Source organism: Paenibacillus sp. FSL H3-0329, assembly GCF_037963285.1.
GTDB classification, from domain to species: Bacteria; Bacillota; Bacilli; order Paenibacillales; family Paenibacillaceae; genus Paenibacillus_AQ; species Paenibacillus_AQ odorifer.
Window position 1 is genome coordinate 1,579,997 of sequence record NZ_CP150150.1, and the last position, 23,157, is coordinate 1,603,153.

The window sequence follows — 23,157 nt, forward strand, 5'->3', positions numbered from 1 at the left end:
GAAACCCCGTGAAGCTCATTGTATAGTGATAGAGTACAATTAATTTTTTTGATCTCTTAACTCCTGCCACGCGGCTAAGGGAGTATTACAATGAATGAATAACCGACAACGGGATAAATCTATCTACATTCGCCTTCGGAAAGGTGCTTGAGCTTTAGTGTATCTACTAAAGTAATCATCACCTGTCACGAAGGCTTTTTTGCATGTCTAGAATAGGATGTTGATTTTATTTGCTGATTTGCGAAGTTCTTCCTGACTTCGGTGAACATACAGGGCAGAAGTTGCAGCATTTTTCTGCCTGCCTAATACTCTCAGAACTTGCGGCGGGCAGTCTGGCCTATACGAAAGCTTGGTAAGCATCGTATGCCTAAGTAAATGTAACCCAGTCTGAATATTCCAACCTGCTATCAAAGAAAACATCTTTACATATTGATAGAGACTCTGAGCAATTTTATCTGGCATAGGTGAAAAAATATAGCCTGAAGGTAAGGCCGATAGTTTGTTGAGACTTTGAAGTATCTTGGTTGGAATTGGAAGAGAATGCGTTCTGTCACCTTTTCCTGTTATCGTGATGATGTTAGTATGTAAATTTATATTTTCCCAACGGATTTGGGATACTTCAGTCTTCCTGAGTCCTAGATACAGCATCATTTCGAATGCTAAAGTGTACTTATCCGGATCGGGTGAGTAAATTTGGATTACTTTAAAGAGATGTTCGATTTGTTCGTCGGACGGAATTTCACGATAGTGATAACGCTCATACGAAATGCTAGGAATATCATCTGTAATATCAGTTAAGAGGCGTCCAAGCTGAAATAAACTTTGAAAGAGCGACTTAACGTAATTCAAAATAGAGCTTGTATAACTTGGCTCCATTTCCGCATCCTCAATTTTGCGTACAAGATGGAGTCGGAAATCAGTTAAATGGTCGTGAGTTACAAGCCAAAGAGGGACATCATTAAGATTAAATGAGTTGAATGCAGTATATGTATCACACAGCCATGTAAGGAACTGATAAAAAGCCCTTTTACGAAATTGTAAAGATGCTTTTTTTAATCCTTTGAAATTACCAAGATGTAGCTCAATCAATGGATGTTCTAGGTCCCAATTATGAGGTGTATTTCTTCTCTTCTTAAAGAAGACTATATCCAACCCTGGATGATAAAGATTAACGAGTTTTGAAAGATACTTAACATCGGGATCGCCTAATTTTTCAGATTGAATTACTTTAAGAAAGCGCTCCTGGTTCAATAGTTCCGTATCGTCTATTTTAGAAACAGGAATATTGAATGTTACAGAAAAGCATTCCAAAAAGTTATTGAAGCATTTATACGTTCTATAAAACTCAAAAGGCGTTTTTGATGATTGTAGTGAACCAAAATATTCGGTGATCTTTTCACTTTGAAAATTTGATTTTATTCGGTTTTCAAAAATCCAAAAGTTTATTTGATTCGGCCCTAGATAGGAGACTGAATTTATGAGGGGATTTCCGTTCGTGTATAGAGCATCAAGCATATTTATCACACCTGCCTTCGTTATTTTTTTCACATCGAACTGCATGGTAACAGTGTGAACTTGATTTCGTGGATTTAAACTTTCTTCGGAAAATATTTTCGTAGATGCGCTTTTCCATGAAACTTCTTTCGCATATTCATTCCAGAAGAAGTTTGGAAAGTGTTGTGTTGCTGGGGCTATAGGGTACTTGTTTTGATTGTCATTTGAATGATCAAACATTTGCTCAGCTCCTTGATAATTTGATACAAACGGAAGCTTTTCTCTGACAACTAGACCAAAAACCATTGCGAAGGGGGTGGGGGTTATCGGCGTATATTTAAGTTTCTATATAACCATTATTTCTAGTAAATACCAACATTATATGCTGCTCCACAAATGGTGTAGTTATCGACCTGATATTAGTTGTAACAGAGGAAAAATCAAAAATAGCACACAAATCTGCACCATTTAGGGTTTTCAAATGATGCATCAGCACAGTCATAGTATCTTTGAGTCAGGTGATTGTTTTGGACATACTCAAAGACCTAACTGATTATGCTGAGAAATTTATTAAAGATCATGTAGATGTAACTGAAGAAAAATTTATAAATAAACATGATTCTGCCAAAGGCAAAGAAAACGCATATTATGAAATAAAACCGTTTTCTAAGAATAAAGGAAATTGGAGTAAGTTAGTTCAGAAAACCCATCATCCGGGAAATCGCAGGAAATTTTTGGCTGAGTCTGTTGGCTTAACATACAATGATTTGAGGAGAATTACGGGGTGGGGTAACTCAACTGTGGGTGATCTGCTTCGCACTTCAAATTTAAAACAAAATACAAGGCAAATCGGAACTGATATTTTAGCGGAATTTGGTATTATGGTACGGGGAACGTATCAATTAGTTAGAAATGAGGATGTGGATCTCGAGTATGATGATATGCTTTTCAAACTGATTAAGCACAATACCATAGACGAAGAAAAGTTCATACAAATCATATTGAGTTCATTAGGGGAAAAACGGCATATAAAAGGATATGTTGTGAATATTCCTAAAAAGCAGCTTCACATCCGTCTTGAGATTATAGATGGTGTCGTGATAATCGATCTTGCGAATGCAGATTTAGATTTGTTCAGGGTTCTTTCAGATCTCTTAACAGAAAATACTCCGTTTAACTGGAGTTATTTACATCTTCCCACTATTTATCATAATAAAGAGTCTTTTCTGATATTTGTTGGGAATGCTAACGATAATCAGATGAACAAACTCCTTAATGAAGATTTTAGCTGGGCTGATAAGTGGTATTCAATTAATCAAGCAATGAAGAAATCTGATTTATCAAAAAGTCTAAAGGACCTAAAATGAGTTATAAAAAACGAAAAAGGAAGCCTCCGTTTGAAAGTGAGGCTTCCTTTTTCGTTTTTTTGTTTTTTCTTATAAAACATCTATTAACAATAGTATTATTACTACCAGGAGGACGCCTCTATGCAAGTTAAATTAATTGTTAGTACAGATAGAAACACAAAGGCTGCCTGCTACAATTATCTTATAGAAAAGTATAAAAAAGAGAAGGACCGGCAAATAGAAAATCATGATAAACTGAAAAGTGTTGATAAGAAATAAACCCTATTTATATACTTGTAAAAAAGGAGAGATCTCTTGCGCAAGTTAACTAAAAATGCCATACCCATACGTTGCTTAACATGTGAAGGGGAAAGAAGCCATTCGTTTAGCTCGTGAGTGCATACACAATCACCGGTTTTTTTCAGTTGAAAGGACGTTGTACGGTGGATAGGTAATTCACCTCATGAAGGAAGCCAAACTTAAGCAATTTTAGATTACAATATTTTATGTTGGTCTTGGAGAACCGAAATTTGAATATTGAACGTATCGCCAGCCGGGTTCGTAATGGAGGACATTATATTACTAACAAGGACATATTGCATCGGCATCAATCCTCAATACAGAACTTGCTTACTCATTTAGATCTGCTCGATAACTTAATTGTTGTTGATAACAGTTCTTTAGATGGACAGATCGTTCTTGAATCCCATAATGGCAGATTGAAGTGGCAGCATTCCAACTTGCCGAATTGGGTCATCCCTATTCATAATCAGTTGAACCTTACATAACCTGATTCCATTCTGCGTTCATAGCGCTGAGGAATCAGGTTTTTTTATAGACAAAGGCACTTGCTATAGAATTATCGATAGATCATCCATGTAAATTCATAGATTAAAGTAATGAGCTTGAATCTTGGCACATAAAAAATTCCGGCTTAATCAAGTATTCCACTGGATAGATGTCTTCACGGGCAGACAGTAATCCTTTGAATAAGGCAATAGGCTGAATATCCTCCTCGTGAAAATAGCGAATTCCGAGATCCTCAGGCTTTTTTAGTTGAATGATCACAAAAGCATCTTCTTTGTCGATCAATTTATAAAGGATATTCTCAGGATGGAGAACATTCTCTAAATGATCAAAAGTAATCAAATGGAACTCCTGACCGCTCCAATCTGTTCGAATTACTTTGAAGGCCTGGTTGCTGACTAGATCAACAAAGTTATTTTTAGCCAAGGTTAATTCAATTCCTATAATATAGCCTAGTTTATCCATATCGTTACCATACTCTGTATCATAAGATTTACCATGATCCGCTTTGAAGGTATTCTCGCTAACAGGCATTTGAATGAGTGTTGGGGTTACATCTAAGTCGGTTACATAAGGAATAGATAGTTTTTCCTCACTGACATATTGGCTTATTTCGTTTCTGCTCCAATAGGCGGTTTTATCCTCATGTATCGGTGGAGTAAGATAAATATATCCCATATCAGAGTGGTCCCCGTAGAAGCAAGTAATTCTCATGATTTTCCGCTCCTTTTAGCTTGATGGTTATTAGACGCAATGATTGTAGGAAGGTTTCTATTTATTGGATGCGAATGAAGGAATATATTAACAAACGTACGTTCCCTGACAAGTAGTGGCGTTTGTGATTAGGTATAATGTGTAAAAAGAGCTTTACAATAGGCCGAAAATGAACGCTGTGGTAAGAAGTGGGTATCATTAGATCATTATTGTGAGGAGACTAACCATGGTCGAAAAGTTTATACGTCTATTCAATATCATTAATGCGATCCAGGCGAACCCTGGCATTTCTGCAACGGATTTAGCCTTTAAATGCGATGTAGATGTAAGGACAATATATCGGGATCTGCGCTTACTGGATGCCATAACTCCCATAACAAATACAAGCAAGGGTGCTGGCTACCGATTTATGGGCAACTTTTTTATGTACCCTCTTAATTTTTCAGAACAAGAAGCGTTAGTATTCTCTCTGTTACCTTCAATGGTAGACGAGGACAAGCTCCCTCCGGGATTCCATACAGCATACGATAAAGTCATGTCCACACATCATAAAGAAAAATCCAAGCAAAACAGTATCATTGAGGACATTACCAATATTATTCAGATGGGTACACCAGCCTACCGTAAAGAAAGCCCTAATTATCTGCAGCCGATTATTCAAGCGATTTTAGAGCAGAAGACGATTGAAACCACTTATCATACCCAGTATCGAAATGAGACAACGGAGCGAAAAATTGATCCATACTACCTTGTGCCTCGTGATCAGCGCTTCTATTTAATCGGTTTCTGCCATACTAAGCAGGACATTCGGACGTTTCGAATCAGTCGCTTCCTCAAAGTGGATTCTACGGCTGAAACGTTCGACAAGAGTGATTTTAATATCAAAAAGTATCTCAAGAACACGTGGTCAATTGAACAAGGTGAGAAAAATATAACCTTTAAAGTACGGTTTAATGCTGAGGTTGCCAGGTACATAAGGGAGGAAGAACTGTTCGTTCATCCTCGAATGACAGACAACAAAGATGGGAGTATGATTTTTGAGGTGACTGTAAATAACGAAAAAGAGTTTATCCGCTGGATCCTGCAGTATGGGCCAGCCGCTGAAATATTAGAGCCTCAATCTGTGCGTGAATCAATAAAGAGTCAATTGGCTGAGTGGACCGAGATGTATAAATAAGACAAGCAGGAACTGATCATAATTACTCGAAATATACAAGGTAGGAAGGATGTGGGTCTATTGAACCATAATTGGTTTGCGGATTTGTATGAGATATGCAATAACGATCCCTTTCGTAGAAAAGTCCTCCTTGTGGATCATTATGATCAAGGTGAGCAGTGGCTGAATCGGATAACCAAGGAACACGGCCCTCTTTTAGGTGTGGAAACAGAAACGTTAAGGTCACTCGTTGTGAAGCGGACAAAACCGGAACTGGTGAAACGTGGGCTTCATCTTTTAAATCAAAAACAGACGTTCTGGGTTGTCCAGAATCTTATGGTTGATATGGCAGCGCGTCATGAAAAATATATACCAGCCGAGATGATTACCCCAGGTATCGTTCAAAGCTTTCACCACGCGATTGTGGAACTCCGAGGGGCGGGTATTTGCTCTTCAGAGCTTTCTATTTCTGTTTTTGAATATGAGCAAAAAGGTCTCTATATTACTGAGCTACTCGCTTTATATGAACATTGGCTGGAGCACAATCACTTTACTGATTTTGCAGGACTGCTTGATTACATACCAGAAGTTGATAGATCAGCGGATAACCATCTCTTCATCCATAGAGATATGGAGCGGTTCTCCTCTGTGGAGAAAGAAATGCTGAAGCGTATTGCGGGGGATAGACTGCTCATTCTTCCGCAAACTGAAGCTTTCCCGTCATCCCTACAGAATTTCGAACATGTTGCTGTTCAGTTATACCATGCCACAGGAATCTTAGCTGAGGTTCGGGAAGCATTCCGACGTATCTGCAATACGGATTCTTCCTTCGATCACGCGGAGATCGTTGTTTCTAATTATGAGGTTTATAGTTCAACTATATATACGCTCAGCCAAGCTCTCGATATTCCTTGTACCTTTTCCCAAGGGCTACCCGTTACTTATACAAAGGTCGGAAAGGCTGCGCTGGTTTATCTCGAATGGATGGAATGCAACTACGATATAGAGTGCTTACTTAAGGCTCTTCGGCACGATTATATATCATTTCATCAACTTGGAGAACCCGTTGATCAGGCTGATCTCATCTTTGCTTTGGAGCAAAGCGGAATTGGTTGGGGAAGACAACGGTATTCCATGTTAGAGGCCGCAGATAATGCTGAGTTAAAGGGACGACACGCTGAAGCGATCAGGTTGTTAAACCGGGCGTTTAAAGGAATGTTTCAAAAAGTGCCTGATTCGCATCAAGTGACGTGGACTCCTATGGTGATTTTGCACGCATTGATAGATTTTCTTGAAAAGCACACCGTTCCGTCCAGTGAGGCTGACTTATTCGTTATCACTGAACTAATTGACCAAGTGAAGCTGCTGGAGGTTGTCTCTCCTCGTACGTTGTCCAGCGAGAGAGCGCTGCGCTATGTAAAAGACATGGTAAAGGGTATTCATATCTTTGGAAGTGGACCATGTTGCGGAAAGCTGCATATCTCTTCGCTTCAAGATGGCGGCATATCGGGAAGAACTCAGACGTACATCCTGGGCATGAGTAATGAGGCTTGGTCCTTACAGCTCCGGCAGGATCCTGTATTACTGGATATGGAACGCAGGAGTCTGGAGGGGTTACTCTTATCTACTGAGCGGACTGAGCATATTATTCGTGAACGTGAGACCCGATTAGGATTGTTGTCAGGACAAGTTACGCTGGGCTATTCCAGCTATGATCCAGCAGAGCAGAAGGAAATCATTCCGGCTTTTGCGTTATTACAGGCTGCTAGAATCGTAACGGGCGATTCTCAGATGGATCTGACTGGACTAGGACAGGTACTGGGTAGACCGTTTGGATATATGTCGATTGACCCGAATGGAGAGCATTTGTTGGATGGGACGGATCGCTGGCTTGGACGGTTCCACACTGAGGGGAAACTGAAAGATGGCTTTTCATCACTTCGTCAATCCTTTCCATTCGCCGCTAAGTTGGAACAAGCAGAGATGCGTATTAACGAAGGAACCCTGTCAGAATATGAGGGAGTGCTCTCTACGGATACCTTTACGGTTAGTTATCTAAACAATCCTGAGGCGTACCTGAGTGTGACGCAACTCGAAAGATATGCGGAATGCCCAAAGAGGTTTTTCTTTTCTCAGATTCTGAAGCTCAGGGCAAAGGAGACTGCTGAATTCGATCGTTCCAAATGGCTGGATGCAGCTAGCAGAGGCAGCTTGCTTCACAGTATCTTTTACCACTATCTGAAAGAAATGTCCGCAGGTTCTATAAATGAGAATAGGCCTAAACATGATGAACACAGGCTTCAGGAAATCACAGAGCAGGTCATCCGTGAGTATGAAGCGATGGTGCCGCCGCCAACTCCACATATCTTTCATAAAGAATGCGATTCGCTGCGACGTGATGTCGCCATTTTTTATCAGATGGAGCAGAAAGCTCAGGGACGGCCACGTTTTTTTGAGCTCGAATTGACATTAGGCGGACAACCCATGAGCGTCAGGCTGGATAATGGTATGGTGATCAGAATGAAGGGATTTGTGGACAGGGTTGATGAGATCGAGCCACACTTGTACAAAATTTATGATTACAAAACAGGCAGTCCGGCGAAGTATGACGAGAATGAGTATTTCTCACAGGGGACGCAACTGCAGCATGCGTTGTATGCTGTTGCGGTTGAACAGTGGCTTAAGCATACCGGTATGGATACGGAGGCGCGTGTTGTAGAGTCAGCCTATTACTTCCCAACGGAACGAGGCAAAGGCGATGAGGTATCCCGGGTTCAAACTAAGACGGCTGAGCTTTCGGAGTTAGTGGGACATTTATTAGCTTCGATGGAGTCAGGAACATTTACCGCAACTACAGAGTTGAAACGATGTTCCTATTGTGATTATGGAGTAGTGTGCAAGAATGAATCAGAACGTACGAAGGCAAAATGGAATTTAGAATCTAATATTCCATTGCTTCACCATATCAAGGAGGTCGAGCGTTTTGGTTGATGATCAGACGGCCAGAGAGCGAATTGCAGAGATACTAGACCGGACATTGATGGTGGAAGCAGGGGCAGGATCTGGAAAGACGACATCACTCGTTGGCCGAATGATTGCTCTGATTGAGTCAGGGAGCGCCGTGGCCGAGCAGATTGCAGCCATTACGTTCACGCGGAAAGCAGCAGATGAGCTGAAAAGCAGGTTCAGACTGGAGCTGGAGCGGCAGATCCGTAAGGCGAACGAGCCGCAGAAGGCTCTGCTGCAGCGGGCTTTACAGGAGATCGATCGGTGCTATATTGGCACGATTCATTCTTTTTGCGGCAGACTGCTTAGGGAGAGACCGATTGAGGCGAGACTGGATCCCATGTTCCGTGAGATTGAAGAAGATGAAGCTAGCTTATTGCAGGACCAATGCTGGGATGAGTATCTGGTGAGCTTGATCGAGAACGGTCAGGAAGGTGGGATGGTGGACCTTGCGTCCCTGCAAGTAAACGTGGAGGATCTGCGCCAGGTATATAAACGGGTATGCGGCTATACCGATGTACACATTGAGACGGTTGCCTCTCCTAGACCTGACTTTGACCTTATACGCTTATCTCTGCCACAGATGATAGAAGATGCAGGTCGATATATTCCTACACAGAAACCAGCACAAGGCTGGGATGCGCTACAGACAATGGTTCGAGATGGAAAGAGAATGCTTATACTACACGGACTTGATAATGATATTCGTATTTTGCAGCTTGCCCTAATGTTTGAGCGAAAAATCAATGTTACCTTAAATCGATGGACAGATAGTGCTATGGCCAAGGAATATAAAGTTATGTTCCTGGAATGGCAAAGCCGCGTCTTGTGTCCCTTCCTTGGTGCTTGGCGCGAGCATCTATATCCGCAGTTGATTGATTTTGTCAGTCCGGCTGTTGATTATGGAGCACGCAAGCGAAACGAACTAGGCGTTCTGGACTTTCAGGATCTGCTGATGCGGGCAACAGCGTTACTCCGTGAGTATGAGCATGTACGGCGTTTTTTTACTGCTCGTTATACACGTCTATTCGTAGATGAATTCCAGGACACCGACCCTATTCAGGCAGAACTTATGTTTCTGCTAACAGGGGATGACCCAACGGAATCAAATTGGAGACGGATTACACCTAAACCGGGCTCCTTATTTATTGTTGGAGATCCTAAACAGTCGATCTATCGGTTCCGGCGCGCGGATATTTCTACCTATAATTGGGTCAAGAACAAGATCAGTTCCTGTGGTGAGGTCCTGCAGCTAAGTGCGAACTTTCGCTCAATCCACCATCTTGGTCAATTCACAAATGATGAATTTAATGCCCGGTTTCCAGAGGCTGAATCTGAACATCAAGCGGCTTTTGTACATATGGATACACGAACGGCTAATCCGGAGAATGGTGTACAGCATGGGGTCTACACAATGACTCATGCGAAAATGGCTGGAGGCCAGGCGGCGATTGCCGAAGCAGATGCAGACCGGGCCGCTCGTTATATTGCCTGGGCTTGCAGCGGCAAATTGAAGATTCAGGAGAAGCAGCCGGGAAGTGACGGTAGTTTTCTTGTAAGGGATGCAACTCCGAGTGATTTCCTGATACTGCTGAAACGAAAAGATTTCCTGCATCTCTACGCCGCAAAGCTGGAGCAGTATGGAGTTCCCTCTGTTACGGCTGGAAGTTCGGCGATTTACGAAGAAATCGATGCTCTTGCTGTGCTGGCAATTTGTCTTAACGACCCTAGAGATCACGTTTCCCTGCTAGCTGTGCTGAAGGGAATGTTATTCAGTGTCAGCGATAATGCACTCTTCCATTATAAAATGGAGGGATTCCCGATCACTTATACTATTCTACCTAATCAGGCAGAAGTCGGGACAATAGCGCTGCCGATATATGAAGCGCTGGTACGACTTGCTGAATATGCGGATATGATTCGTAAGATGCCGGCATTATCTGCACTGTTATATATCATAGAGGATCTGGGGATGATTCCCCTCGCAGCCCTTCGTCAGACCGGCCGGGCGCGTGCCGGCACATTGATCAAGCTCCTGCATCTGCTGCACAAGGAAAGTTCGGTCGCAGCAAGCTGGCCGGAACTGAGTTCGTATCTAATGCGGGTCGTAAAAGAAGCGAAGCTGGAGTGCGGAGATCTGTTCGCAGGTGAGCAGGATGCTGTTCGCATCATGAACCTTCATAAGGCCAAAGGGCTTGAAGCACCTGTGGTTATCCTGGCTTGTCCATGCGGAGAGTCCGATCATGATGCCGCAGAGCACGTGGATCGGACGGGGGATTCCGCACGCGGATATTTCAGCATTACGCGGCGAAGAGGATATCAAGAGGATGTGATTGCTCATCCTCCAGGTTGGGAAGAACTCGCTGAGCGGGAACGATTGTACATGAATGCGGAGAAGGAAAGGCTGTTATATGTCGCCGCTACCCGCGCCAAGCAGCTTATGATCATTAGCCGATATCCTGACAAACCGGCGATTGATCCGTGGAGCAGCTTCGATAGCGGGATTCAGGAAGATAGAGAGCTGGAGGATCCTGAGGTTATGTCTGAAGTGCCTTCACGTTATGAAGTTCTGCACGACGAAGTGCAAGATGAAGTGACGGGCCGTGAGTGGCGAAGTCGGCTGACACAGCCGACGTATCAGACGACTTCGGTAACGAAACTGGCGAAGTCCGGAGCCGATCAGCCACCTCGTCCGCTTGCGGGCAGAGGCATGGCGTTCGGCAGCGTGGTTCATCGCTGCATTGAACTACTTGGGACTGGCACGAAATCCGAGCAGATGGAGCTGCACATCAGGATGATCGCTGAAGAAGAGGGTATGGATGAAGCGCTGATTCCAGATGTTCATAAGATGCTGGATGATGTTGTAAATCATCCGTTATGGATACGTGCGTTAGCGGCGAAGCGGCGGATTCATGAGTTGCCGCTGCGTACGGTTAGGACAGATATGGATCTGGAGAGTGAAGCTTCGACAGCAGGTTCCACAGCAACGACGCTGTATTTGAAAGGCGTTATTGACTTCCTCTTTGAAGAAGAGGACGGCTGGATAGTTGTCGATTTTAAAACGGATGTGTATGAAGAAGGGCAGCAGACGACGTTTCTGGAGTTCTATAAGCCGCAGATTATGGCTTATCGGAAAGAGTTGGAGAGGTTTGGGTTAAGGGTGAAAGAAATGGGGCTTTATTTCTTGCATGGGAATGAGTACGTCCTACTAGAGAAATAGTATAATAATAATGGTGTGGGAATTTTTTGTGAGTAACTTTAAGAGTTATCTCTCTATTGGAGGTTATAGAATATGTCATTCGAAAGTAAGGTTGCTAAGACTGCTGCTCGATGTTGGTTTGATTCTCAAAGTAAGGAAGTAGTATCTGAAGGATCGCGATATATTCTTGGTGAGGATTATGCTATCTTTGTCTCAGGGAGAGAACATAGTAGCTTGAAGAAACACGAGCCTAAAACATCTGCAAATTATAAACCGAGTGAGTTCATGAATTTCGAAGATAAAGTTTTAATGCCGAAAGGCATACATCAATATCATTTTATTATCGCCAGGACATACGGAACCCCAACACGGGATCCAGATTGGTGTTATCTTATTTCTGTTCCCTATTCTATAGTTACTAAACGGGCACAATTGGCAAGAGACGGCATTGAAAGACCTGAGGATAATTTGTACTTTTATTTTGATCAAGAGGGTGGAAGAGGAGGGAAATATGGAATTCGCTACTGGCAGAACCATTCTACCCCTGTTAAATATCAACGGTTCAATCCTAATAATGAAGAGAGTTGGAATCTAGGAGAAACTATTTAAATAGGAGAATGCTAGCTGAAAAAATCGATGTAAAGACTTAAGTATAAAATGATTTGGAGACGGATCTCAGGATGGTTATCGAAGTCGGATTTTTAAGATTTTCACTATTCAGTATTAAGGTTCAGTAAGAAAAAAAAGGAGAGTTTAGAATGGCTACAAATAAGCAAATAAAAGAAAATAGTATCGAAGAAACCCTATGGGATTCTGCTAATAAATTACGTGGCTCAGTTGAGTCATCTGAATACAAACACGTTGTATTAGGTCTTATATTTCTTAAATTCGCAAGTGATAAATTTGAAGAACGTAGAGAAGAATTGATATCGGAAGGAAAAGAAAAATACATAGATATGGTAGAGTTCTACACAATGAATAATGTATTTTACTTACCTGAAATATCTCGGTGGAGTTTTCTAGTAGAAAATGCGAAGCAAGAAGATATTGCTTTGAAAATTGACACTGCACTTTTCACTGTTGAAAAAAACAATCCCTCACTAAAAGGTGCTTTGCCTGATAACTACTATTCACGCTTGGCTCTTGAAGTAAGTAAACTTGCTTCCTTAATTGACACAATAAATAATATTGACACTCTTAAAGACAAGCAGCAAGATATTGTTGGGCGTGTTTATGAATATTTCCTTAGTAAGTTTGCATTGGCAGAAGGAAAAGGTAAGGGTGAATTCTACACTCCTAAAAGTATAGTCAATCTTATTGCTGAGCTACTTGAGCCATACAAGGGTAAAATCTATGATCCAGCTTGTGGATCGGGTGGTATGTTTGTTCAATCCGTGAAATTTATTGAAGCGCACCACGGAAATAAAAAAGACATTTCTATTTACGGACAAGAATACACTGCAACCACTTATAAACTGGCTAAAATGAACCTTGCTATAAGGGGGATATCTGCTAACCTGGGCGATATGGCTGAGAATACTTTTTTTAAAGACCAACATAAGGATCTGAAAGCTGATTTTATAATGGCAAATCCTCCGTTCAACCAAAAGCAATGGAGAGCAGATGATGAACTAACAGATGACCCACGTTGGGCTGGTTATGATTTGCCTCCCACAGGAAATGCAAACTATGCATGGATTTTAAATATGGCTTCTAAATTATCTGAGAATGGTGTAGCTGGTTTTTTGTTGGCGAATGGTGCGCTGAGTGGAGGCGGAGCTGAGTATAAAATACGTAGGAAGCTGATCGAAAATAATTTGGTGGAGGCCATCATGGTATTGCCACAAAATATGTTTTATACAACCAATATAAGCGTTACTCTTTGGATATTAAACAGAAACAAAAAAAATCGAACCATTGAACAAAACGGAATTCTTAAAAAATATCGCAATCGTATCGATGAAATTTTGTTTATGGATTTGAGAGAACTGGGTATTCCGTTTGAGAAAAAGTTCGTTCAATTTTCCGAAGATGATATTAATAAAATTAGTAATACTTATCATATATGGCAACAAGTTGATTATGAAAAAAAGTATCAAAATATCGCAGAGTTTTGTTATAGTGCGACGCTTGAAGAGGTTGCTAAAAAAGACTTTTCGTTAGTACCAAGTAAATATATTGAGTTTATAAATCGTGATGAGAATATTGAGTTTGATGAGAGAATGGCATCATTACAAATCGAATTCTTCGACTTGCTGAAAGCCGAGGAGAGTTCAAAAAAAGATTTACTAACTGTGTTTAAGGAGTTAGGCTATGAAATCAAATTATAAACGACTTGGGGATTACATTAAAGAAGTAAATGTCCGGAATACTGAACTTAATGTGAATAAATTGTTAGGTATAAACATTGATAAGTTTTTTATGCCATCAGTAGCCAATGTTGTAGGTACAGATATGACTGCATATAAGATAGTTAAGAACGGACAATTTGCTTGTAATAGAATGCACGTAGGCAGAGATAAACGATTGCCTGTCGCTCTTTCAGAACAGGCTGAGGATGTAATTGTTTCACCAGCATATAATGTATTTGGAATTATAGATAAAGAAGTCCTTGACCCAGAGTATTTAATGATGTGGTTTTTACGCAAAGAATTTGATAGAAATACTTGGTTTTATACAGATGCTGATGTTAGAGGAGGGTTGAATTGGAAAGATTTTTGCAACATGCAACTCCCCGTTCTCTCTATCACCAAGCAAAAAGAAATTGTAAAGGAATACAATGTTCTGGTGGAGAGAATAAACCTAAATAAAAAGCTTATTCAAAAATTAGAAGAAACCGCACAGGCTATTTACAAGCAATGGTTTGTTGATTTTGAATTTCCAGATGAAAATGGAAAGCCCTACAAATCTAACGGTGGGGAAATGGAGCATAATCTGGAATTGGATACGGATATTCCGAAAGGTTGGAGAGTAGGAATTCTGGAAGAAATAGTTGAATTAATTATTTCTCATCGGGGAAAAAGTAAATCCTTAATGGAGTTGAATTTAAAAGATGACTTATTTGTCCATCCTGTAATTTCGGCAATGAACGTTAATGGTGGGATGATTGTTAAACATGACACTATTAGATATGCGGATAAAACCACATTTAAAGAATGGATGAAAGATCCCCTTGAAATTGGTGATGTGATTATGACCTCAGAAGCGCCAATGGGGGAATTGTTATATATCGCCAAAAGAAGAGATTATATTATAAGTCAGCGTCTATTTGCGATTCGTGCTGATAAAACAAAATCAAGTGGTGTTTTTTTGTACTTTTGGCTACAAACTCCCACAGCTAAAAGAGAAATGGAAGGACGTTCAACAGGCACAACAGTATTAGGTATAAAACTATCTGAGTTAAAGAAATTATTAATTTTACAGCCTAAAGAAAACACTGTTACTTATTTTGAGTCTAAAGTTCAGTCAATTATGGATCTTCTGGAAGAGAAGAAAAAGGAAAACGAATTTTTAAATGAGTTAAGGAATTTACTTTTATCTAAACTTGCAACACTGGAGGATAGCCTATGAAATTCACAGAAGAATCTCTAGAACGTGCAGTAATAGAGCTATTCGAAACTGAAGACTACAATCACCAAAATGGTATGTACATTCATAAGGAAATAAGTGACGTGCTCCTTCGTGAAGATATAAGAACATTTTTACGTGACCGCTATTCTGATGATGAAATTACGATTAATGAAATCGAAAGTATCATCCGTGAAATGGAAGTATTACCTTCTTCAGCATTATATGATAGTAACAAAGCCATAATAAAAAAAATCTCCGATGGTTTTGTTTTCAAACGGGATAACCGTAGCAAAAAGGATTTGTTTATTCAATTGATTGATTTTGAAACTAAAGAAAATAATTTATTTAAAATAGTCAATCAATTAGAAATACAGGGTTATGAAAAGCGCATTCCTGATGCTATTGTCTACGTAAATGGCTTGCCTTTAGTAGTGTTAGAATTTAAGAGTGCTATTAAAGAAAACACTACTATTAAAAATGCCTATACCCAGCTTACAGTGAGATATCGAAGAGATATTCCAGAGCTATTCAAATATAACGTTCTTTGTGTTATTAGCGATGGCGTAAATAACAAAGCTGGATCATTATTTGCTCCATATGATTTCTTTTATGCTTGGCGTAAAACTGAAGGTAACGAATCCTTGGATAAGGATGGTATTGATTCACTTTTTACAATGGTAAAAGGTTTGTTTAACCAAAAACGTTTGCTCGATGTAGTTCGTAATTTTATATATTTTCCTGATACGAGCACTAAAGACGAGAAAATTATTCCTCGCTATCCGCAATATTATGCTGCCAACAAATTGTTTGATAGTATTAAGCGAAATATGAAACCAGAAGGAACGGGGAAAGGCGGTACGTATTTTGGAGCGACAGGGTGCGGAAAGAGTTTCACTATGCTTTACCTCACAAGAATATTAATGCGAAGTGTACACTTTCATAGTCCCACAATTGTTCTTATAACGGACAGAACTGATTTGGATGACCAGCTTTCAGGGCAGTTCACTAACGCGAAGGGCTTTATTGGTGATGATCAAGTAATAAGTGTCGAGAGTCGTGCTGAATTAAAAACTTATTTACAAAGCAGAAAAAGTGGTGGGGTCTTCTTAACTACAATTCATAAGTTTAATGAAGACATCGACTTGCTTACCGATAGAACAAATGTGATTTGTATTTCAGACGAGGCACATCGTTCGCAGATTAATCTTGACCAAAAAATTAAAATTACTAAAAATGGCGTGGAAAAGAAATATGGATTTGCTAAGCATTTACATGATTCGTTACCCAATGCCACTTATGTAGGTTTCACAGGAACCCCAATAGATGCAACTATGGATGTTTTTGGAGATGTAGAAGATTCCTATACAATGAAGGAATCGGTTTATGACGAAATTACCGTAAGGATCGTGTATGAAGGAAGAGCTGCCAAGGTGAATTTGAACGAGGCTAAACTAAAAGAAATTGAAGAATATTATAAGAAATGTGAAGCGGATGGGGCAAACGAACTTCAAATAGAAGAAAGTAAAAAAGCGGTAACACAAATGGATGTTATTCTTGGAGATCCTAAACGCTTGGAATTAGTGGCAGAAGATTTTGTGGAGCATTATGAGAAGCGAATTGAAGAAGGTGCAACTGTAAAAGGTAAAGTAATGTTCGTGGCTTCTAGCAGGACGATTGCTTACGATTTATATAAACAGATAGTTGCCTTACGTCCACAATGGGCAGAGATTAGAGAAAGTGATGCGGGCGTAGTGCTTACTGAAAAAGAGAGACAGGAAATAAAACCCATTGAGAAGATTAAAATGGTAATGACACGGGATAAGGATGACGAAGAAAAGTTATATAAATTGTTGGGCACAAAAGATTACCGCAAAGAACTAGATAGACAGTATAAAGCCGAAAAATCAAACTTCAAAATAGCCATTGTTGTTGATATGTGGCTTACTGGTTTTGACGTACCATTTTTAGACACCATTTATATAGATAAACCTATTCAACAACATTCCTTAATTCAAACAATATCCCGAGTAAACCGTGTTTATGAAGGCAAGGAAATGGGATTGGTAGTTGATTACATTGGTATTAAAAGTAATATGAATATGGCTTTGAGAAAGTATGGTGTGGTAGATGGTGATAATTTTGATGGTACTGACAAAGCTGTAGTAATTGTAAAAGACCAGTTAGACTTGCTGTCTAGGCTTTTTCACAAATTTGATAGTACTACTTATTTTAAGGGAACACCATTACAACAACTTCAATGCTTAAACCTTGCAGCTGAATTTGCTCAACAAACCAATGAACTAGAAAAACGTTTCATAGCGATTGTAAAAAAACTTCGATCTGCGTACAATTTATGTTGTTCCAGCGAAGACATCACCCAAATCGAAAGAGATTACATACACTTTTATTTTGCTATCAAATCTATCATTCATAAACTAACTGTAGGAGGAGCACCTGACAGTTCGCAGATGAATGAGAAAGTAAGACAGATGATTCAGGAAGCATTGATAAGTGAAGGTATTGAAGAAATATTTACACTTGATAAAAATGACCCTAAGAATAATGTGGATTTATTCAGCGACGAGTATATGGCGAAGATTGATAAGATTAAGTTACCAAATACTAAAATTAAGCTGTTGCAAAAATTATTGGCGAAAGCAATCGAAGAGTTTAAGAAAACTAATAGAGTACAAGGTGTGGATTTTTCGAAGAGATTAAAGAAATTAATTGATCTATATAATGAAAGAAAAGACTTTCAAGCAATGCAAAGCGATGTATTGGACGATGTTGCAGACCAATTCGCAAATTTGTTTGCAGAACTTGTGAAGGAGCGGAATTCTTTTAAAGATCTAGGAATTGATTTCGAAGAAAAAGCGTTCTACGATATTCTGAAAGCAATTGCGGAGAAATATAAATTTGATTACGCACACGATAAACTTATAAAGCTCTCGCAGGAGATTAAGAAGATCATTGACGACAAAGCTAGATATACAGATTGGGCGCACCGTGATGACATCAAAGCAGAGTTGAAGGTTGACTTGATTTTAACACTTGCCGAAAATGGATACCCCCCTGTTCCAAAAGATGAGATATTCAAGGAGATTTTTGAGCAGGCGGAGAATTTTAAAAAGTATAGAGTTGATTAAATAGGAACAAAAGTTCGCTGACAACCTCCTGTCAGCGAACTTTTGTTTAATAAAGATACATAATAACAAGGCAATTTAGAAACAAGACAATCCGAAAGGACGAAAAACCATGAAAATATTCCACACAGCAGACTGGCATCTCGGCAAGTTGGTACAAGGCGTGTATATGACAGAGGATCAGCAATATATCCTTGAACAGTTTATCATGGATATTGAGGCAGAGCAGCCTGATGCTATCATTATCGCAGGCGATCTATACGATCGTGCGGTTCCACCGACGGAAGCAGTGCAGTTGCTTGATAAGGTGCTCGAGAAGATTATACTGCAGTTGAAAATTCCAGTTCTGGCGGTCGCGGGTAATCATGATAGCCCAAGCCGCCTTGATTTCGGCAGCAGCATTATGAGAGCCTCGGGGCTACATATCGCTGGAGAACTTACTACCTCCATGGAGTCCGTAGTATTGAATGATGAGTATGGTGAAATTCACTTCCATCTCATTCCTTATGCTGAGCCTGGGAAAGTACGTTATTTACTTGGTGATGAGAGTATTAGAACACATAATGATGCCATACAGAAGATTACGGAGAATATTAAAAGAACGATGGACCCAAACGCCCGCCATATTTTTGTGGGACATGCTTTTGTAACACCTGGTGGTGTAGCACAGGATAATACTAGCGACTCCGAGCGTCCGTTGTCTATCGGTGGAGCAGAGCATGTGAGCTCCGAATACTTTGATAGATTCCATTACACGGCATTAGGTCACTTGCACCAGGCACATCATGTTGGAAACGAAACAGTCCGGTATGCCGGCTCACCGCTTAAGTATTCGATTTCGGAAGAACATCATAACAAGGGATATTTAATTGTCCACCTAGATCAGCATGGAAACACAACGATTGAACGAAAATTGCTGACCCCACGACGTGATATGCGTACAGTCGAAGGTTTTATCGCAGATATTGAGCGTCATGTCATCAATGAGGATTATGTTTTTGTCCGTTTGCTGGATGAAGCGTTGGTGTCATCGCCAATGGAACGGGTACGCTCGGTCTATCCAAACGCTATGCATGTAGAACGAAAGATGACGATCCCAGGATTGATTGGGGAACCCCAAGTGGTTGAAGGACGAGCAAAGATGGATGGGCTGTCGCTGTTCAAAGCCTTTTATAAAGACGTAAGAGGAACAGAGCTATCGCCAGATACAGAGAAGTTGTTTATCGAAACGCTGCAGGAGATCCTGGAGAAAGAAGGTGAGCGTTATGAGACCGTTGAAGCTGACAATGACGGCGTTCGGGCCGTATAAGGATACAGAGGTTATTGATTTCTCCGAGCTTAAAGAGCACCGGTTATTTGTCGTATCAGGGAATACGGGGGCCGGAAAGACATCGATTTTTGACGCGATCTGTTTCGCTTTGTACGGAGATGCAAGTGGTGAAGACAGAAATGATAACAAGATGCTCCGGAGCCATTTCGCCGATGACCAGTTCCACACTTCTGTTGATTTGGAATTTGAGCTGAAAGGTCGGACGTATCGTGTATTTCGGCAGTTGGCCCATAAGAAGGCAAAGAACATTAGCGCCACAGGAGACAGCTATGAACTTTACGAAATCAGCAGCGGACAGGCTGTCCCCATTGTCGATCGTTTTATCGTGTCTCAGGTAGATGAGAAAATTCGCGGACTTATTGGACTCACTAAGGAGCAGTTTAGTCAGATCGTTATGCTGCCACAGGGTGAATTCCGCAAGCTGCTCACCTCAGAGACAGAGAACAAGGAAGAGATCTTGCGCCGGATTTTTAAGACTGGGTTATATAAACAGGTAACGGACCATTTGAATGAACAACGCAAGGACATGCAGCAAATTTGCTCGGAGCAAGCGAAGATGCTGGAATATCATATCGGTAATGTGAAAGGTGCTCTAGGCGGGCGTGAAGTCTCTGACTTATACAAGGTTTTTGAGCAGGAGAACTACAATACTTATCAAGTGCTTGAAGCATTGGATAAAGAGATTGAATATTATACTGTGCAACTAAAAGAAAAGAAGCTGCTGCTGCAAGCTGAAATGGCTAAATTCCAAGAACATACGGCTGTTTATCATCAAGCACTAGCGGTGAATGTACAATTTGATCTGTTAGATCAGAAATCTGAAGTAAAGCAACAGCTAGTAGCACAAGAGGATGTTATCAAACAGCAGATAGTGCAGCTGTCTCTGGCAGAGCAAGCGGTTCACCTTCAGGTCTATGAACAACATAATATTGAAATGACGGATGAACTAATTCGTAAAAGCGAGTTGCTCGAAGCTGCGCTTACAGAATGCCTGCAGGCTGAAACTGCCCTCAATACGGCTATTGCTCTCTATAAGCAGGAGGAAGGAAAGGAAGAATTACGGAATCAATCTTTACGTGAACTGGATCGGCTTCAAGGATATCTCCCGGCAGTAAAAGAGATTGACCAGAGACAGCAACGAGTCACGAAGCTTACGATAGAAGTGGATACCTTGTCTAAGCAGCTGAACGGCTCAATTGTTGAGCTGGAGAAGAAGCAGAGCGATCGACTCTCTAAAGCAGCGCAAGTTAAGGAACTGGAAGATAAGGTTCTTCATTTGCCGGCAAAGACTGAGAAGCTTAGCCAGTTAAGACAGCAGGCTGTAACTATGAAAGAATATCTCGGCCTTTTAGACAAACTTACAATAGAACAAGCAGAAGAAAGAGAGAATAAAGGGTCATTTGAACAAGCGAATCAGGCGTATTCTGCAATTGAGGAACGCTGGATTGAAGGACAAGCAGGATTGCTTGCAAGTCATCTTCATGATGGTGAGTTATGTCCGGTCTGCGGAAGTCTTGACCATCCCCAAAAAGCTGCTGCCACCGGTGACATTCCTACCAAAGAAGAGCTTGAACGGATGCGTAAGGAGAAATCTTTATTTGAAAAAAAACACCTAGAAGTAAAGGCGAAGCTCACAACTACTGAACAGCAGATTAAAGAGAAACAGCAACAGTTGCTTGAACTGGGATATCCGTTAGAACGGATTCAGAGTGTTTATGCTGATCTGCAAATAGAGGGAAAGGCACTGGTTGAAGAGGAGAAGCAACTGAAAGAAGATAATTCGATGTTGGCTCCACTCAAGCAATCACTAGATACACTGGACAGCAAATTGGAGGAGAAACGTAAACAAAAGGAACATACGCTGTATTTGTTCAATAGCAAAAATACAGAATATGTAACTGAGAAAGCATTATTTGATCAATCTTTATCCAGCTTGCCAGAAGAAGTACGTAGTCTCGGGAAATTAGAACAGCATATCAAGAGTGCAGAGGTTAACAATAGACAACTTGAGAGCGCGTGGAAGCAAGCACAGGGTCAATACCAGGAAGCGAACGAACGGAATATCAAGGCATCTGCAAGCCGAATCAATGCTGAGAATGGGAAAAGTGAAGCGACTACCAATAAAGGCAAGGCTCTTCAAAGCTACCTCGGAGCGTTAGAACAGGCTGGGTTCGCTTCAGAAGAAAGCTATAAAGCAGCGAAGATGAGCAATAGTGCTCAAGCTGAGCTGAAGAATCAGATTGAAATGCACAATGCCTCATTGGCATCGGTAACCAAGCAAATTGAGGAATTAAGTTTCACGCTGACAGGTAAAGAACGTCAAGATCTTGCCACCATGCAGAAGCTTCTAGATGATCTGGAACAATCTATTGATATCGTTCGCGCGGAGTCTATCCAAGCCGGGAATAACTTTGATAAAGGCTTGGAATTTAAGGCGAATATTCTTGAGGCTGAGCGTTGCTGCCAAGAGGCTGAACGTGAGTACCAAGTCGTGAAAGATTTGTATGATGTTGTGCGTGGAGAAAATAGTAGTAAGATCTCCTTCGAACGCTATCTGCAAATTGAGTTTTTAGATAAAATTATTCACAATGCAAACCATCGGCTACAAAAAATGTCCGGAGGACAATACTACCTTGTCCGCAGCGACCGTATGGAGAAACGCGGCAGGCAAAGTGGCCTTGGATTTGATGTGTATGACAATTATACCGGTCAACTGAGGGATGTGAAGACATTATCCGGTGGAGAAAAGTTTAATGCTTCGCTGTGTCTAGCGCTCGGAATGGCAGATGTTATTCAAGCCTATGATGGTGGGGTTTCACTAGAAACCATGTTCATCGACGAGGGTTTTGGTTCACTGGACGAAGAGTCTCTGAACAAGGCTATTGATACTCTGATTGACCTGCAACAGTCCGGTCGAATGATTGGTGTGATCTCACATGTCCAGGAGCTGAAGAGCGCAATACCGGCAATCCTGGAGGTGAAGAAAACGAGGGAAGGGTATAGTTATACTGAGTTTTTTGTGAGTTAATTGCGATATTACGAATGATAATATCTAGGGATAAATACACACCCGAAGGCTGAACATGAACACTCTGCTCAAAGTTTGTATGTACCCTTTAGCGAATATATTATAGAAGATATCAAGTTCTAAGATAAATTAACGGATCAATCCAACTGCCAATTCAGTAGTGAAAAAGAGCTTTTTCAAAATCATTTGAAACTCCCTAACCCGACTTCATCTGCGACTTCACGCGGTTGAATCGGGTTTTCTTGAATTATATGTAAGATTAAAACCGTAATGAGAAAATACTGGTATTTTAATACAGGCCGTTATATTATAATAGTTTCAAAAACAGGACTTTTGTCGCAAAAGGAAGAAGGAAGGACTTTTT

Annotated in this window: 14 protein-coding genes; 12 read left to right on the forward strand and 2 right to left on the reverse strand. The window is 40.7% G+C overall.

The window, feature by feature from the left end; genetic code table 11:
- Positions 1–207: 207 nt before the first annotated feature.
- A complete protein-coding gene (locus NSQ66_RS06935; protein WP_076141137.1) occupies positions 208–1,734 on the reverse strand; it encodes a site-specific integrase in 1,527 nt (508 codons plus the stop codon).
- 269 nt (positions 1,735–2,003) lie between these two features.
- Between NSQ66_RS06935 and NSQ66_RS06940 the strand changes: the two genes are divergently transcribed.
- The 3 genes from NSQ66_RS06940 to NSQ66_RS06950 all read left to right on the forward strand — a co-directional run bounded on the left by NSQ66_RS06940 (position 2,004) and on the right by NSQ66_RS06950 (position 3,628).
- Positions 2,004–2,861: a hypothetical protein gene (locus tag NSQ66_RS06940; RefSeq protein ID WP_141118466.1), complete on the forward strand. Its 858-nt coding sequence runs from the start codon at positions 2,004–2,006 to the stop codon at positions 2,859–2,861.
- A gap of 120 nt (positions 2,862–2,981) precedes the next feature.
- A complete protein-coding gene (locus tag NSQ66_RS06945; RefSeq protein WP_170914186.1) occupies positions 2,982–3,119 on the forward strand; it encodes a hypothetical protein in 138 nt (45 codons plus the stop codon).
- A gap of 251 nt (positions 3,120–3,370) precedes the next feature.
- The gene (locus tag NSQ66_RS06950; RefSeq protein ID WP_076141139.1) at positions 3,371–3,628 is read left to right on the forward strand and encodes a hypothetical protein; all 258 of its coding nucleotides are present in this window, start codon (positions 3,371–3,373) and stop codon (positions 3,626–3,628) included.
- 103 nt (positions 3,629–3,731) lie between these two features.
- Here the strand turns inward: NSQ66_RS06950 and NSQ66_RS06955 are convergent, their stop codons facing one another.
- The gene (locus NSQ66_RS06955) at positions 3,732–4,361 is read right to left on the reverse strand and encodes a hypothetical protein (RefSeq protein WP_076141140.1); all 630 of its coding nucleotides are present in this window, start codon (positions 4,359–4,361) and stop codon (positions 3,732–3,734) included.
- 226 nt (positions 4,362–4,587) lie between these two features.
- Here NSQ66_RS06955 and NSQ66_RS06960 point away from each other — a divergent pair, with 226 nt between their 5' ends.
- The 9 genes from NSQ66_RS06960 (at position 4,588) to NSQ66_RS07000 (ending at position 22,793) form a co-directional block, all read left to right on the forward strand.
- Positions 4,588–5,538 carry a WYL domain-containing transcriptional regulator gene (locus tag NSQ66_RS06960; protein WP_076141141.1) on the forward strand — a complete coding sequence of 317 codons (951 nt, stop codon included), beginning with the start codon at positions 4,588–4,590 and terminating at the stop codon, positions 5,536–5,538.
- A gap of 60 nt (positions 5,539–5,598) precedes the next feature.
- Positions 5,599–8,508 (forward strand): PD-(D/E)XK nuclease family protein, encoded by a 2,910-nt coding sequence (locus NSQ66_RS06965; protein ID WP_076141142.1) that lies wholly within the window; start codon positions 5,599–5,601, stop codon positions 8,506–8,508.
- Complete coding sequence (locus NSQ66_RS06970; protein ID WP_076141143.1) at positions 8,501–11,743, forward strand: UvrD-helicase domain-containing protein; 3,243 nt, start codon at positions 8,501–8,503, stop codon at positions 11,741–11,743. Before NSQ66_RS06965 ends, NSQ66_RS06970 begins: the two co-directional genes overlap by 8 nt.
- 72 nt (positions 11,744–11,815) lie before the next feature.
- Positions 11,816–12,331, forward strand: coding sequence for a hypothetical protein (locus NSQ66_RS06975; protein ID WP_076141144.1), 516 nt, complete (start codon positions 11,816–11,818; stop codon positions 12,329–12,331).
- A gap of 149 nt (positions 12,332–12,480) precedes the next feature.
- Complete coding sequence (locus NSQ66_RS06980) at positions 12,481–14,052, forward strand: class I SAM-dependent DNA methyltransferase (RefSeq protein WP_076141145.1); 1,572 nt, start codon at positions 12,481–12,483, stop codon at positions 14,050–14,052.
- Complete coding sequence (locus NSQ66_RS06985) at positions 14,036–15,292, forward strand: restriction endonuclease subunit S (RefSeq protein ID WP_076141146.1); 1,257 nt, start codon at positions 14,036–14,038, stop codon at positions 15,290–15,292. Before NSQ66_RS06980 ends, NSQ66_RS06985 begins: the two co-directional genes overlap by 17 nt.
- Positions 15,289–18,438, forward strand: coding sequence for a type I restriction endonuclease subunit R (locus tag NSQ66_RS06990; protein WP_076141147.1), 3,150 nt, complete (start codon positions 15,289–15,291; stop codon positions 18,436–18,438). The genes NSQ66_RS06985 and NSQ66_RS06990 overlap by 4 nt, the downstream gene beginning before the upstream one ends.
- 109 nt (positions 18,439–18,547) lie before the next feature.
- Positions 18,548–19,744: an exonuclease SbcCD subunit D gene (locus tag NSQ66_RS06995; protein ID WP_076141148.1), complete on the forward strand. Its 1,197-nt coding sequence runs from the start codon at positions 18,548–18,550 to the stop codon at positions 19,742–19,744.
- Entirely contained in the window at positions 19,701–22,793 is a 3,093-nt protein-coding gene (locus tag NSQ66_RS07000; protein WP_076141149.1) for an SMC family ATPase, read from the forward strand. The genes NSQ66_RS06995 and NSQ66_RS07000 overlap by 44 nt, the downstream gene beginning before the upstream one ends.
- Positions 22,794–23,157 lie beyond the last annotated feature (364 nt).